14 protein-coding genes are annotated in these 14,603 nt (G+C 40.9%); 9 read left to right on the top strand and 5 right to left on the bottom strand.

The features are described 5' to 3' along the window. Window positions 1–69: 69 nt before the first annotated feature. The 3 genes from rsiV to LWH95_RS05850 all read right to left on the bottom strand — a co-directional run bounded on the left by rsiV (window position 70) and on the right by LWH95_RS05850 (window position 2,458). Window positions 70–927 (bottom strand): anti-sigma-V factor RsiV, encoded by an 858-nt coding sequence (gene rsiV, locus LWH95_RS05860; RefSeq protein WP_084994693.1) that lies wholly within the window; start codon window positions 925–927, stop codon window positions 70–72. Continuing rightward, window positions 927–1,427 carry an RNA polymerase sigma factor SigV gene (gene sigV, locus LWH95_RS05855; RefSeq protein ID WP_003237331.1) on the bottom strand — a complete coding sequence of 167 codons (501 nt, stop codon included), beginning with the start codon at window positions 1,425–1,427 and terminating at the stop codon, window positions 927–929. The genes rsiV and sigV overlap by 1 nt, the downstream gene beginning before the upstream one ends. Before the next feature lie 203 nt (window positions 1,428–1,630). Beyond that, entirely contained in the window at window positions 1,631–2,458 is an 828-nt protein-coding gene (locus LWH95_RS05850) for a TrmB family transcriptional regulator (protein ID WP_148982063.1), read from the bottom strand. A gap of 151 nt (window positions 2,459–2,609) precedes the next feature. Between LWH95_RS05850 and LWH95_RS05845 the strand changes: the two genes are divergently transcribed. Continuing rightward, entirely contained in the window at window positions 2,610–3,242 is a 633-nt protein-coding gene (locus tag LWH95_RS05845) for a LysE family transporter (protein ID WP_003237327.1), read from the top strand. A gap of 92 nt (window positions 3,243–3,334) precedes the next feature. On the opposite strand, the gene LWH95_RS05840 is transcribed toward LWH95_RS05845, so the two are convergent. Continuing rightward, window positions 3,335–4,723, bottom strand: a complete 1,389-nt coding sequence (locus LWH95_RS05840; protein WP_003237325.1) for an amino acid permease — start codon at window positions 4,721–4,723, stop codon at window positions 3,335–3,337. Window positions 4,724–5,094: 371 nt separating this feature from the next. On the opposite strand from LWH95_RS05840, the gene LWH95_RS05835 reads away from it, so the two are divergent. From LWH95_RS05835 to LWH95_RS05800, 8 genes are all read left to right on the top strand, one after another. Further along, on the top strand, window positions 5,095–5,721 hold the full coding sequence (locus tag LWH95_RS05835; RefSeq protein ID WP_133486729.1) for a hypothetical protein: 627 nt from the start codon (window positions 5,095–5,097) through the stop codon (window positions 5,719–5,721). Between the two features lie 394 nt (window positions 5,722–6,115). After that, a complete protein-coding gene (levR, locus tag LWH95_RS05830) occupies window positions 6,116–8,923 on the top strand; it encodes a transcriptional regulator LevR (RefSeq protein WP_133486731.1) in 2,808 nt (935 codons plus the stop codon). Window positions 8,924–9,113: 190 nt separating this feature from the next. Then, the gene (levD, locus tag LWH95_RS05825; RefSeq protein ID WP_003237317.1) at window positions 9,114–9,554 is read left to right on the top strand and encodes a PTS fructose transporter subunit IIA; all 441 of its coding nucleotides are present in this window, start codon (window positions 9,114–9,116) and stop codon (window positions 9,552–9,554) included. Continuing rightward, on the top strand, window positions 9,554–10,042 hold the full coding sequence (levE, locus tag LWH95_RS05820) for a PTS fructose transporter subunit IIB (protein ID WP_003237315.1): 489 nt from the start codon (window positions 9,554–9,556) through the stop codon (window positions 10,040–10,042). The genes levD and levE overlap by 1 nt, the downstream gene beginning before the upstream one ends. A 16-nt stretch (window positions 10,043–10,058) precedes the next feature. Then, window positions 10,059–10,862: a PTS fructose transporter subunit IIC gene (gene levF, locus LWH95_RS05815; RefSeq protein WP_232919141.1), complete on the top strand. Its 804-nt coding sequence runs from the start codon at window positions 10,059–10,061 to the stop codon at window positions 10,860–10,862. 21 nt (window positions 10,863–10,883) lie between these two features. Further along, entirely contained in the window at window positions 10,884–11,711 is an 828-nt protein-coding gene (gene levG, locus LWH95_RS05810) for a PTS fructose transporter subunit IID (RefSeq protein ID WP_003237310.1), read from the top strand. Between the two features lie 84 nt (window positions 11,712–11,795). After that, window positions 11,796–11,939 carry a hypothetical protein gene (locus LWH95_RS21705; protein WP_133486735.1) on the top strand — a complete coding sequence of 48 codons (144 nt, stop codon included), beginning with the start codon at window positions 11,796–11,798 and terminating at the stop codon, window positions 11,937–11,939. Further along, window positions 11,872–13,905, top strand: coding sequence for a GH32 C-terminal domain-containing protein (locus tag LWH95_RS05800; protein ID WP_232919140.1), 2,034 nt, complete (start codon window positions 11,872–11,874; stop codon window positions 13,903–13,905). Before LWH95_RS21705 ends, LWH95_RS05800 begins: the two co-directional genes overlap by 68 nt. A gap of 89 nt (window positions 13,906–13,994) precedes the next feature. Here LWH95_RS05800 and yraA read toward each other — a convergent pair whose 3' ends face one another. Then, the gene (gene yraA / locus LWH95_RS05795; protein ID WP_232919139.1) at window positions 13,995–14,504 is read right to left on the bottom strand and encodes a cysteine protease YraA; all 510 of its coding nucleotides are present in this window, start codon (window positions 14,502–14,504) and stop codon (window positions 13,995–13,997) included. Between the last annotated feature and the right edge of the window lie 99 nt (window positions 14,505–14,603).

Genomic DNA, 14,603 nt, shown 5'->3' with positions numbered 1-14,603 from the left:
GCAGCGAGGTTACGACCTCAAATAGAGAAGAGAGAAAACATCCATGATATGAGATGGATGTTTTTTATATTATCGAACATAACGTTCTCCCACGAGCAAGTTTGAAATGACGCTGGTTGGAATTTTAAACTCGGTAACGCCCATATAGCCAGGGGCAACTTCATATTCATCAAATGAGATCACAAGTTTATGGTCTTCAGTAATATAAAACGTTTGATCAGGCAGAATCGTTTTGAACGGTTCTGCATCTTCGTCAGTGAGCCAATATATTTTATTTGGATCTTCCTTCATTTGCTGTTTCATTTGTTCTTTGATGTTTTGGCTGATGACTTTAATATAGCTTTCATCTTTGAACAAGCTTTTTAATGTCAGTAAAATATCATTCTTTTTGTCAATCGTGATATAGCGGCTTTGTGTGTAAGATGATGCTTGTGTTTTTTCAATATCACGCCGAATAGAGAGTAGATCTGGCGTGTCTGTTACTGTCTCGTAATCACTGTAGATACTGAGATGTCCTTTTTTGTTTTTGGATGTAGACTGTATAAATTCTTTGTACAGCTGCTTGCTTTCTTTCAAGTATTTCTGGTTAATGCTGTTTTCAAGCTCTTTATTAGAGAGTCCGGACAGAGCAGGTGTTTTGACATCGATGCTCGATTGATCTTTCTCCTCTTTGATCTCAATAAAAGTGATGGCCTTGACAATCTTGCCGATGACAGGGATTCTTGACATCGCTTGAGCTGCGTCTGGGTTGATATTGACAAGTGCAGTGAATAAAATAGCCGCCGCGACAGCTGCTGATGTCGGCCACATGACGATTCTTTTCTTTTTTGGTTCTTGCTGAAGGGCTTTTTCAACAATGATATCAAGTTCCTTAGGAATCTGAACACTTTTATATTCTTCTCTTAATTGCTGCAATCTCTTATCCATTAAGAAAGATCCTCCTTCGTCAACTGAATGCGCATCAGCTTCAATGCTCTGTATAAGCGCGTTTTGACGGTATTCATGTTTTCCCCTGTAATTTCCGCAATTTCTTCTAACTTTAGGTCTTCAAAAAAGCGCAAAATAATAATGGTTTTATAACGGTACGGCAATGCGTCAAGCGCCTCATGAAGATCAGTGTCCTTGTAATGGTCTTCCTTTCCGTTGCTTAAAAACTCTAACGTTTCGTCATCCATCACTTTTACCTTTTTTTGTTTGCGCAAAAAATCAATAGCTGTCCGTACTAAAATTTTATAAAACCAGCTTTTTATCGTCTCAGGGTTTCTGACCGTTTCAACTGAGCTCAGTGCTTTTTTTATAGATTCCTGAACAATATCTAATGCGTCATCTTGATTTTTTACATAACTGAAAGCCAACCTGTAGAAATCTTGCTTATGATCAGTTATGCATGTGACAAGCAACGCTTTTGTTGTTTGTTTTTTCTTCATTGCAATAAAGGGCTCCTTTTTGAATATACGTATATCATAGGCTGTTACCTAGGATAGACGCGGCAGACTGAAAAATAGTTTGCGCAGAATCACATTTTTTTAAAGAAGTGATCAGAGCGGGGGAGGAGTGCAAAAACTTTGCAGAAAGGAATGCATATAAAAACATGGCTTGTTGATACAAGCCATGTTTTTATACTATTGCTCTATTCCAGATAATGTTTTTTGAAATCTGAGTGGATAGAAAATTTGCGGCGCAGCTGGATGAGATTTTTTCCAAAGCTTTCTTCTAAAAGCCCTCTATGCTTTTTCAAAATTTCCATGAGGTACAGATCATGAATGATCACTTCAGTAATAGGCATGACTAAACCTACATGCATCGTCCAAGCAGCACGGCTGTCGTTACCAAGAGAGACGATACCCGCTACAACTTCTGAATCATCTCCGCTATAGACAAGCCACCGCCCGTCATACTCTTCTGTAATTTCACTGCTCATATCATGAAGGTACACAGCAGCAAAATCAGATGCGATATCTCCGTACGCAATGATGGTGACATTTACACCTTTAGTTGCCGCCTGTCTCAGCTCTGTTTCTATTTCTTCATAATCCTCTTTCCAGATTTCTAAAAGAATTCTTTTTTTTGCGGATAAAATACAAGCCTTCACCTTTTCAAGAATTTCACTGCGTCCGGTGATATTCCAGATATTTTCCCGATCATTTGCGGTCTGCTCGAAGTTTTCAAAGTATTTCTCAGCCTGGTCAAAATGCTCTTCCGCTTTGAGCCGGCGGTTTTTAATCAGTTCTTTAGCGGGGACTGGCACATACTGAGGCGTATTTCCGTGACTTACAAAAACATCTCCCCTTAAGACAAGGCTTTCCAAAACTTCATAAATTTTTGAGCGGGGCACTCCGGAATTTTTGGCGACGGCATAGCCTGTTAAAGGCGATTCTTGCAATAAAGCAAGATATGCTTTCGATTCATATTCGGTAAAATTGAGGTTTTTTAAAATGTCTAACATATTTTCCTTCATATATCCTCCAATATAAAGAGCAGTCGCCTGCCTTTGTAATCGCTATTTTAACAAACCATATTGATTTATTCCAAACGTATTGATACAATTTTTTAAGTAGTTACTTTTGTAGTCACTATATGTCGGAGAGATTTTTAAAGGGGGAGAAGAAATGCATAGCTTACTCGCATACATTCCGATCGCTGCCATGATGGTTATCATACCGGGAGCAGATACGATGCTTGTTATGAAGAATACCCTTAGATATGGCGCAAAGGCTGGCCGTTACAACATTCTCGGATTGGCAACAGGACTTTCCTTTTGGACGGTTATTGCCATTTTAGGATTATCAGTGGTGATTGCAAAGTCAGTGATTCTTTTCACAACGATTAAATATTTGGGAGCAGCATACCTAATTTATTTAGGTGTAAAAAGTTTTTTTGCCAAAAGTATGTTTTCTATAGATGACATGCAATCCCAAGCAAACACCACGGCAAATTCTCCGAAACGTTATTATAAAACTTCCTTTATGCAGGGATCACTTAGTAACATTCTCAATCCTAAAACTGTTTTGGTTTATGTTACAATCATGCCCCAATTTATCAATCTGAAGGGAAATATAAACCAGCAACTCATTATTTTAGCTTCAATCTTAACCTTAATAGCGGTGTTGTGGTTCCTCTTTCTCGTTTATATTATTGATTACGCAAAAAAATGGATGAAAAACTCGAAGTTTCAGAAAGCTTTTCAAAAAGTAACTGGCATTATATTAGTTGGTTTCGGCATCAAAACTGGTTTGAATTAATTTTCGGTTCCGTTGGTGTTGGAGACCAAAATGAATTTAGTGTTTGGCGCATACAAAAAAGACAAGGGAGTGAGTATCCCTTGTCTTTTTTGTTATTTTATCTTATGTCCTCTGATGGTTTGCACCTTATACAAAATAATCAATAAAACAAACCAGACCGGAGTGACAAACAAAGCAACACGTGTATCATTCGCCAGTGCCAATACGACAAGAATGAACGCGAGAAATGCAAGTGTTAAGTAGTTGGATAATGGGTAAAAAGGCATTTTGAATTTGCTTGCTTTCGCTTCATGCGGCCTTGTTTTTCGATATTTCAAATGGCAAATCACCGTAATGCCCCAAATGAAAATGAAGCATATTGTAGAAACACTAGTAATCAGTGTAAAGACTTGCTCCGGCATTATATAATTCAGGCTAACGCCAATCAGAATGGCGATGGTTGAGAAGAACAGTGCATTGCTTGGAACTTTAGATGAAGTCAGTTTCTTTAGCAAGCCAGGTGCGTGATGATCCTTGGCAAGAGAATAGACCATGCGGCTTGTGCTGAATAAAGCGCTATTGGCCGCTGATGCAGCTGATGTTAATACAACAAAATTGATCATACTGGCAGCGGCAACGATGCCTACAGCAGAGAACACTTGAACAAACGGGCTTTCATTTGGATTCAAAACATTCCAAGGATAGATACACATAATCACAAAAAGTGCGCCGACATAAAAAAGTAAAATCCGGGCAGGGATTTGATTGATGGCTTTAGGGATCACTTTTTGGGGGTTTTCAGTTTCACCTGCTGTCAGTCCGACAAGTTCAATTCCCACAAAAGCGAAGACAACCATTTGGAATGAAAGAATAAATCCATGCCATCCATTTGGAAACATGCCGCCATGGCTCCAAAGATTCGTGAGGCTGGCTGAGCTGGAAGCTGCAGAAAAACCTTTCGCAATCAAGAAAATACCAGTTACGATAAGAGCCAGTATGGCAATGACTTTGATCAATGCAAACCAGAATTCTAATTCCCCGAAAAGTTTAACGGTGGCAAGGTTCATGATCAGCAGGATGATCAGCGCAAGAAGACCCGGCAGCCATTGAGGCACATCGGGAAGCCAATATTGCATATAAATACCGACCGCCGTTAAATCAGCCATCGCGAGAGAAATCCAGCAGAACCAGTAGGTCCAGCCAGTGATAAACGCTGCCATGTCGCCTAAATAGTCCCTTACAAAATCAACGAAAGAGTGATACCCCGCATTTGATAAGAGCAGTTCTCCGAGCGAACGCATAATGAAAAAGCAAAAGACTCCCGTGATCAAGTAAGCAAATAAAATGGATGGTCCCGCAAAGTGGATGGATTTCCCTGAACCTAAGAATAAGCCTGTTCCGATTGCACCCCCAATCGCCATTAATTGTATATGCCTGTTTTTAAGGCCTCTAGACAATTTTTGTTGTTGTCCCAAATTGTCTTTGTTAGAATTGCCTGTCAATTTTATTTTCCTCCAATAATAAAAGATGAATAAAGTTTTATCGGATATTATACCATTTAAGAGAATATAATGTTTAATTTTTAAATTTTAAAAATAAATTTTCCTTGTTCGTAAAGCTGTTAAATGCCTTTTACTTTCTATTATTACTTGCCAGTTATATTGAATAGTAGAAAAACATGAAAATCATCAGTGTTGTGCATATGAAAAAAATGTAAAATATTCTTAGCCTGAAAAGGAGGAAACCAATCAAAAAGACATCGTTTTGATGGTGTCTTTTTGTTTTGCTAGGATATATGATGACAGTATGCTTATGAGGGCCAGCTCGTTTATAAGGATACAGGCGAAATGAATGACACGAGGCAGGACATAGAATGAAATTACAAACAGCACAGCTATTGACTATCTTATCTGAATACCAGTTTTTTGATTGGGAGCATCATGAGAATAATAAACATCGCATCATGATTGGTTTCCCGGAGAATATGCTTATCATAAAAGATTTTTATCAATCATTCGGTTTTGACTCAGTCGAGAATCCGTATTCAAAAATAAAAATCTCGAAAAAACAGTGGGTCCATATGGAGGATCTATTTTTTCAATGGATATCTCCTTATCTATCAACTTTCGGCCAAACAGTTGTTACGCCATTTCTAAGTAATGACTGGGAGGGAGAATGCCATCTGGACAATATAATGGATGATGAGTTTGCTGATGCTTATAAAGCGTACAAGGCTTTTTTAATAGGTAACGGATTATATGGTATTACGCCCACTTTGATTGAAAACTGCAGGGGATATCAAATCGATCATATCGGTGATTTTTCAATCCTGGGCAAGATGGCTGCTAGAAATCATCATTATTTATTCTTTGCTGATGGAGATAAAGTTTTTATGTTTACTGAATCATTGACCTTCCAAATGTATTGTAAGGATGGAGAAGTTTTGCATAATGAGAAGAGAAAGATCGAGCAGCTGCTGCATCCTGATTTCTTATCGTGAATCACTATGGCGGACACATAAAGTGTCCGCCTTTTTTTGTTATTCAATTGATGTCATGGATGGGAATATATTTTGGGGAAATTGTCCTGATCTATTAGAATCATTTTCTGTCATTCGGGATTTTGCCATCATTACGTTCCTGAAGAATGATAAACTGTTTACTGATTATTACTTTGGAAGGGGCACAGGCTTGAAGAACTGCGAATCTAAAATACTAATATGAAATATAAATGATTCGAAGTGATAAACACATAGGCATAAAAGGTCAGTATGTCAATCTGCTATAAAGACCTTTCTGGAAGTGTATCAATAGATAATTTCAAGGCTGTCCGCCATAAAAAATTCGGAATATTCTTGTTAAGGGCTTATCTAATAAGGACAAAGGATGATAGACGTGAAAAGAATAGATAAAATATACCTTCAGCTCATGCATAATTTTCATGACTCCAGCTTAGATCATCTTTTAAAAGTACAGGGGAATTCAGCAAAGGAAATTGCTGAGCAGCTGAAAATGGAGCGGTCTAATGTCAGTTTTGAATTGAACAATCTCGTTCGGTCCAAAAAGGTCATAAAAATTAAAACGTTTCCTGTACGATACATCCCAGTCGAAATAGCGGAAAGGTTATGTAACAAGAAATGGGATACAGAGATGATGGAAGTGAAAGACCTTGAGCCGTTTTCCGGGAATCCAAAACAGAATCATCAACATATTTCCACGAATCCTCTAGAACTTATGATTGGGGCAAAAGGCAGTTTGAAGAAAGCAATTTCCCAGGCAAAAGCAGCTGTCTTTTATCCGCCAAACGGTCTGCATATGCTCCTCTTAGGGCCTACAGGTTCCGGTAAATCCCTTTTTGCGAACCGGATTTACCAGTTTGCCATTTACTCTGACATTTTGAAGGCGGGCGCACCGTTTATTACATTTAACTGTGCAGATTACTACAACAATCCTCAATTATTGCTTTCTCAATTATTCGGGCACAAAAAAGGTTCATTTACAGGCGCAGGGGAGGATAAGGCTGGTTTAGTCGAACAGGCCAATGGGGGCATTCTTTTTATGGATGAAATCCATCGTCTTCCTCCTGAGGGACAAGAAATGCTGTTTTATTTTATTGACAGCGGTTCTTATAACCGGCTTGGAGAATCTGAACATAAACGAACATCGAACGTATTGTTTATTTGCGCTACTACAGAAAATCCGAGTTCTGCACTATTGAAAACATTTTTGCGAAGAATCCCAATGACCATTCATATTCCTTCGCTTGAAGAACGATCGCTTAAAGAAAGAGTGGATCTGACGACGTTTTTATTAGGGAAAGAAGCAGAGCGAATTAAGAAAAATCTGAGTGTGCACATAGATGTCTATAATGCGCTTATTCATTCTGCAAAATTTGGGAATGTGGGGCAGCTGAAATCAAATGTCCAGTTAGTTTGCGCACACGGATTTTTGCACAACCTTGACCGAGATGAGGTTATTGAACTGACTGTCCGGGATCTGCCAGATGAAATCAAGCAAGAATGGATGTCCAGCAGCAAAAACATGCAAAGAAGCAAAGCCATTTCTGAATATGTCAATATTACAACGATCATATCTCCGATTGTAGAAGATGAAACAACAAAAATTGACGAAGACCTCTCATTTAACTTGTATCATTTGATTGAGGAAAAAGTGAAAACCCTCATGAAAGAAGGATTATCCAAAAAGGATATTAACCAATACATCTTGACTGATGTCCATTTGCATGTCAGAAGTTTTTTTCAACACCGGGCGTTTCAAAAGGACAGCCTGCTGACATTCGTTGAAGACGACGTGATTCAAATGACAAAACAGTTAAAAGAAATAGCTGAACATGAGCTTGATTGCTCATTTGACCGTAAATTTATTTATTTCTTGAGTATGCATATTGACGCTTTTTTAAAGCGCGGAAAGCAAATTGATGTTTTAAATACACAGGAGACTGATGAAATCCGTGAGACTCATGTGAAAGAATACCGGGTGGCGATGATTTTTAAAGATAAAATTCAGGAATATTTTAAAGTCGCCATTCCGGAAATAGAAGTCATCTACTTAACGATGCTGATTCATTCCATCAAATCGTTAAAAGAGAACAAAAGAGTAGGGATTATCGTGGCTGCTCATGGAAACAGCACGGCGAGTTCAATGGTTGAAGTCGCAACAGAACTGTTAGGCAGCACTCCAATCGCAGCAGTTGATATGCCGCTTACTGTTTCACCTTCGGAAATTATCGAATGCTTAGCGGAAAAAATGAAACACGTTGATGAAGGCGAAGGTGTTTTAATGCTGGTAGACATGGGGTCACTTGCAATGCTGGAAAGCAAGCTGGAGGAAAAGACAGGCATTGCCATCAAAACAATCAGCAATGTTACAACCTCAATGGTGCTGGATGCCGTCAGAAAGGTGAACTATTTGAATTTAAATTTGCATGCAATATATCAATCGGTCACGAAAGATTTTATCGAGTTATGGGAGCGGCAGCCAGCGGCATCCGGCAAACAGAAGGCATTGGTCTCCATCTGCACGACAGGCAGCGGAACGGCCAAAAAGCTGGAAGACATCCTGACAACGATTGCCAACAAGGCCTCCGATACCCCGATTCACATATTGACCGTTTCATCCATTAAATTGGCAAACAGCATTAAAGAAATTGAAAAAGAGTATGAGATCCTTGCAACAGTCGGAACGAAAGACCCTAAAATCAATGCTCCGCATGTATCTTTAGAAGTGTTAATTGAAGGGGAGGGAGAGAAGCTGATTCAACAGGCGATTACAAAAGGCAGCATTCCGTTAAGCAGCGGATTAAACGGAGCAAATATCATTGTCAGGGAGCTTTGCGAGGATAGCTTGAAAAAGTATCTTGTCTTCTTGAACCCTCACCATATTATTGAAATGTTATTAGAGTGGCTGCAAACCGTTCAGGATGAGCTGGGAGTCATTTTCAATAATGCAGTTTTGATCAAAGTCATCATGCATACGGCTTTCGCCTTTGAAAGGGTAATTAAGCAGAATCCGATTGCTTTCTCAGAGGAAGAAGAAATAAATGATCAGCTGAAAGAAATGTTTAACGTGACAGAGCGGACATTAGCCCCATATGAACAAAAGCTTGGACTTCGCATAAGTGATGATGAAAAATTATTTATTGCCGCCATATTCGCTGAAGAAGTGCATGGCCAGCTGTTTTAAAAGCGGTTTTTTCAAGTGAACCTGTATTAAATGGAACGCCATTTTAATACAGGTTTATTTTTTTGATCTCAAGTGTTTCAACAGCAGACTGTCATTGGCTGAAATTTAAATGAAAACGCTTAACACAACTTTGTTGGCACGATCCTTGCATTATAAATGGATGTACAAAACAAAGAAAGGAGCAATGGATATGATTTCAGTTATTATCAGTGGCCATGGAGATTTTCCCATAGCATTAAAAGAATCTTCAGGGATGATATTCGGTGAAGAAAATAATCTAATCGCAGTGCCGTTTTTTAAAGGAGAAGGCATTCAAACGCTGCAAGAAAAATATCATCAGGCGCTCAAGGACATTCCGGAAGAAAATGAAGTGCTTTTTTTAGTTGATATTTTTGGAGGGACCCCATATAACGCGGCAGCTTCCTTCATTGCTGAGGATCAAAGAATGGATATGGCAGCCGGCGTAAACCTGCCGATTCTGCTGGAGGTATTAAGCCTGAGAGAACATGTGACTCTCAAAGATTTGCTGAACAACTTAAAAACAATGAGCCAGCAAAGCTTTCAAGTGTGCAGTGAACATTTAGAAAAAGTGAAAACAGCCAATCAAGAAACAAGAGAGGATGAATTGTGATGAACATTGTGTTAGCAAGAATTGATGACCGCTTTATTCACGGCCAAATCCTGACAAGGTGGATTAAAGTCCATGCGGCAGACCGAATCATCGTTGTCTCCGATGATGTTGCACAGGACGAAATGAGAAAAACGCTGATCCTTTCTGTTGCGCCTTCAAATGTAAAGGCGAGTGCCGTTTCGGTTTCAAAAATGGCAAAAGCGTTTCATAGTCCGCGCTATGAAGGGGTAACGGCAATGCTCTTGTTTGAAAATCCATCCGATATTGTATCGCTTATAGAAGCAGGCGTGCCGATCAAAACCGTAAACGTCGGGGGAATGCGTTTTGAAAATCATCGCAGGCAAATTACAAAATCAGTCAGTGTCACAGAACAAGACATAAAGGCGTTTGAAACATTAAGTGACCTGGGTGTGAAACTGGAATTGAGGCAGTTGCCTTCAGATGCCAGCGAGGACTTTGTACAGATTTTACGGAACGTAACAAAATAATCAAGGGGATGAGAATATGTCTTCATTACAAATTATTTTGTTGTTAATCATTGCAGCAATCACCGGCATCGCAAGTGTATTGGATGAAGGGCAGACACACAGGCCGCTTGTGGCCTGCACGCTAGTCGGCTTGGTGCTTGGGGATTTAAAAACAGGAATTATTCTCGGAGGCACACTAGAGCTGATGGCGCTGGGCTGGATGAACGTCGGCCTTGCCATGGCGCCTGATACAGCGATCGCCTCTGTCATTTCTACCATTTTAGTCATTACCGCTGATCAGGGAATTGGCGAAGGCATTGCCGTCGCTGTTGCTTTGGCAGCTGCGGGTCAGGCTCTGACTATTTTTGTGCGGACGATCACTGTCTTTTTCATTCACCGCGCTGATCGATATGCAAAAGAAGGGAATATAAAAGGAATTGAAATTATGCATATTACCGCGATGGTGTTTCAAGCGCTGCGCGTCATGATTCCTACATTGATTGTAGCTTTGATTAGTGTCAGCGCTGTTCAGGCGTTCCTGGGAAATATTCCAGATGTCATTACAAAAGGGCTGCAAATAGGCGGAGGCATTATCGTTGTAGTCGGATATGCCATGGTGATCAATATGATGAATATTCCTTACTTAAAGCCATTTTTCTATATTGGATTTTTATTAGCGGCGTTTACCGATTTCAACTTAGTAGGATTTGGAGCACTTGGTCTCTGTCTGGCGCTTTTATACCAGCAGGTGATGCAAAGACATAACGCGCACGGAGCGGTGGCCGCCGCTTCAGACAGTGGGAATGTTGCTGTTTATGATGATGACGATCTTGATGCCTAAACAATGAGGGGTGATGAAAAGATGGAGAAAGAAAAACGATTAACGAAAAAAGAAATTTTCAGCATGTTTATTCGTTCAAATTTTTTGCTCGGCTCCTTTAACTTCGAACGTGTGCAGGCCATGGGATATTGCTATGTCATGATACCTGCGATCAAAAAATTGTACGGTCCCGGAGCGAAAAGAAATGAAGCCTTACAGCGGCATTTGGAATGGTTTAATACACATCCGTGGCTGACAGCGCCTATATTTGGCGTGACGGCAGCCATGGAAGAAGAAATGGCGAACAATAAAGGAATTGATGGAAAAGCAATAAGCGGAATGAAAATCGGTTTGATGGGCCCGATAGCGGGTGTAGGCGACCCGATTTTCTGGGGAACGATTCGCCCAGTCTTAGCTGCGTTAGGGGCATCGCTTGCTTTAGGAGGAAACATTGCCGGCCCTTTGCTATTCTTCTTCTTGCTGAATGCCATAAGGTTAAGCACAAAATATTATGGATTAAAGTATGGCTATGTAAAGGGAATGGAGATTCTTCAGGATTTAGCGGGGAATCGCATTCAAAAGCTTACAGAAGGCGCTTCGATTCTCGGATTATTTGTAATGGGAGCTCTCGTTTCCAAATGGACCACCATCAACATTCCAATCGTTGTGTCCAGGATTAAGGATGAAAGCGGAAAAGTGGATGTTCAAACCGTACAAAATATATTAGACAGCATCATGCCGGGTGCGCTGCCTCTCGGATTAACGTTATTGGTGGCGTGGATGCTGCGCAAAGGGGTGAATCCTCTTCTCATTATATGCGGCATCTTTATCATCGGGATTCTTGGGTATTGGGCTGGATTCTTAGCATAAGCTGTGTGACGTAAGAAAGAAGAGGGAAACTGCAGCCGTCTTTTCATATATGAATCATTCAGATAGCAGCGAAACAGAGGAAGAGTGCCAGAAACGGATCAACTTGCGCAGCAGTCTCTCTTGAAATTGTTCAAACATGAAGAGAGGAGCGAAGAAACAAATGAAAAAAAGACTTATTCAATTCGTCATCATGTTCACCCTGCTGTTCACTTTGGCATTTCCAGCTGAGGCAGCCGATTCAAGCTACTATGATGAGGATTATCGTCCTCAATATCATTTCACGCCGGAGGCAAACTGGATGAATGATCCAAACGGAATGGTCTATTATGCTGGAGAATATCATTTGTTCTATCAATACCATCCATACGGTATGCAGTGGGGCCCCATGCATTGGGGGCATGCCGTGAGCAAAGATTTGGTTACGTGGAAGCACCTTCCTGTTGCGCTGTATCCGGATGAAAAAGGCACGATCTTTTCCGGAAGCGCAGTTGTAGATAGGAATAACACAAGCGGTTTTCAGACAGGCGAAGAGAAGCCGCTTGTGGCCATTTATACACAGGATCGGGAAGGCCATCAAGTGCAAAGCATTGCCTATAGCAATGACAAAGGAAGAACGTGGACGAAATACGCAGGCAACCCTGTCATTCCGAACCCGGGAAAAAAAGATTTTCGCGATCCAAAAGTCTTTTGGTATGAAAAAGAAAAAAAGTGGGTGATGCTGCTTGCGGCCGGTGACCGAATCCTTATTTATACATCCGAAAATCTGAAGCAGTGGACGTATGCAAGTGAGTTTGGACAGGGACAAGGAAGCCATGGGGGAGTATGGGAATGCCCGGATTTGTTTGAGCTTCCGGTAGACGGAAACCCGAATCAAAAAAAATGGGTGATGCAGGTCAGTGTAGGAAACGGAGCGGTCTCGGGAGGATCAGGCATGCAGTATTTCGTAGGGGACTTTGATGGAACACATTTTAAAAACGAAAATCCGTCAGACAAAGTTCTCTGGACAGATTACGGCAAAGACTTTTATGCGGCTGTATCCTGGTCCGATATTCCGTCCTCAGACGGCCGGCGGCTTTGGTTAGGCTGGATGAGCAATTGGCAATATGCGAATGATGTTCCTACATCCCCATGGAGAAGTGCAGCGTCCATTCCAAGAGAGTTAAAATTGAAAACGCTTACCGGGGGAGTTAGGGTCGTCCAAACACCAGTAAAAGAGCTGCAAACCATTCGCGGGACCTCTAAGAAGTGGAAGAATCAGACCATATCGCCCGCAAGCCAAAATGTGTTAGCAGGCCTGTCTGGAGATGCGTATGAATTACATGCAGAATTTCAAGTATCTCCAGGTTCAGCTCCTGAATTTGGTTTTAAGGTTCGAACAGGCGAAAATCAATTCACGAAAGTCGGCTATGACCGAAAGAACACCAAACTGTTCGTTGACCGGAGCGAATCGGGAAACGTCACCTTTAATCCAACATTTAACACTGGGATACAAACAGCTCCGCTAAAGCCGGTAAATGGAAACATAAAGATGCGCATCTTTGTCGACCGCTCTTCAGTTGAGGTATTCGGGAATGACGGACAGCAGGTCATAACCGATATCATTCTCCCGGATAGATCAAGCAAAGGTCTTGAATTATATGCTGAAAATGGAGGTGTAAAGCTAAAATCTTTAACGATATATCCTTTAAAAAAGGTGTGGGGAACGTCGCCTTTTATCTCTAATTTGACTGGCTGGACGACTGTAAATGGCACGTGGGCCGACACAATTGAGGGGAAACAAGGGAGGTCGGACGGCGATTCCTTTATCTTGTCTTCAGCATCCGGATCAGACTTCACCTATGAAACTGATATCACCATTAAGGATGGAAACGGAAGAGGGGCAGGAGCGCTTATGTTTCGCTCTGACAAAGATGCCAAAAACGGTTATCTTGCCAACGTGGATGCGAAGCATGACCTAGTGAAATTCTTTAAATTTGAGAACGGTGCTGCTTCTGTCATTGCCGAATACAAAACGCCGATAGACGTAAATAAAAAGTATCATCTGAAAACTGAGGCCAAGGGCGATCACTTTAAAATCTATTTAGATGATCGTCTTGTGATTGATGAGAATGATTCCGCATTCTCAGAAGGTCAATTTGGCTTGAATGTGTGGGATGCGACTGCTGTCTTTCAGAATGTAAACAAGGGGCCTTAAAATAGCGGGATTTTCATGAAGTTCAATTCCCTGACCTGCAACATTTTCTCTTGAAAAAGGCACAGACCCAAATGGTCTGTGCCTTCTCATTATTTCAACAAATTCAATGATTCGCGGTTAAATGCTTCCAAATCATCAGGTGTTCTGCTTGTGACAATGTTGTGGCTGACGACTACTTCTGCATCTTTGTAGTTTGCGCCGGCATTGATTAAATCTTTGCGGATGCTGCGGTAGCCTGTGATATCTTTGCCTTTCAAAAGATCCGTATCAATCAATACTTGCGGGCCGTGGCAAATAGCGAAAACAGGTTTTTCATTTTCGACAAAGGCTTTAGCAAATTCACCCGGACGGTCATCTGCACGAAGCAAATCCGGAGAGAATCCCCCAGGAATTAAAAGTGCATCAAATTCACTTGCGTCCACATCAGAGATTGCTTTGTCGATCTTTACTTTCTCACCATGCTTACCGGTAACTTCTTTTCCGGCTTCTAAATCGATAGCTACGACACTGTAGCCAGATTCCTCGTATGCTTTTACCGGACTTGTATATTCGATATCTTCGAATTGGTCTGTAACGAGAACTGCAATTTTTTTGCTCATATAAAAAACCTCCTATAACCTCTCTATGCCTATAGGATAACAGGTAGATTAACCGGCCTTCAAAACATTTGCTTAAGGAGATCGTTTTTCCGTGAGTTT

This window comes from Bacillus sp. G16 (assembly GCF_021282335.1).
Taxonomy (GTDB): domain Bacteria; phylum Bacillota; class Bacilli; order Bacillales; family Bacillaceae; genus Bacillus; species Bacillus inaquosorum.
This window is presented reverse-complemented; position numbering and strand designations above follow the sequence as displayed.

Coding starts and splice junctions, on each gene's coding strand:
- LWH95_RS05845 (WP_003237327.1), top strand. CDS start 2,610: ATGCATAGCTTACTCGCATACATTCCGATCGCTGCCATGATGGTTATC.
- yraA (WP_232919139.1), bottom strand. CDS start 14,504: ATGAGCAAAAAAATTGCAGTTCTCGTTACAGACCAATTCGAAGATATC.
- levE (WP_003237315.1), top strand. CDS start 9,554: ATGAACATTGTGTTAGCAAGAATTGATGACCGCTTTATTCACGGCCAA.
- rsiV (WP_084994693.1), bottom strand. CDS start 927: ATGGATAAGAGATTGCAGCAATTAAGAGAAGAATATAAAAGTGTTCAG.
- LWH95_RS05850 (WP_148982063.1), bottom strand. CDS start 2,458: ATGAAGGAAAATATGTTAGACATTTTAAAAAACCTCAATTTTACCGAA.
- LWH95_RS05835 (WP_133486729.1), top strand. CDS start 5,095: ATGAAATTACAAACAGCACAGCTATTGACTATCTTATCTGAATACCAG.
- sigV (WP_003237331.1), bottom strand. CDS start 1,427: ATGAAGAAAAAACAAACAACAAAAGCGTTGCTTGTCACATGCATAACT.
- levD (WP_003237317.1), top strand. CDS start 9,114: ATGATTTCAGTTATTATCAGTGGCCATGGAGATTTTCCCATAGCATTA.
- LWH95_RS05800 (WP_232919140.1), top strand. CDS start 11,872: ATGAAAAAAAGACTTATTCAATTCGTCATCATGTTCACCCTGCTGTTC.
- levG (WP_003237310.1), top strand. CDS start 10,884: ATGGAGAAAGAAAAACGATTAACGAAAAAAGAAATTTTCAGCATGTTT.
- levF (WP_232919141.1), top strand. CDS start 10,059: ATGTCTTCATTACAAATTATTTTGTTGTTAATCATTGCAGCAATCACC.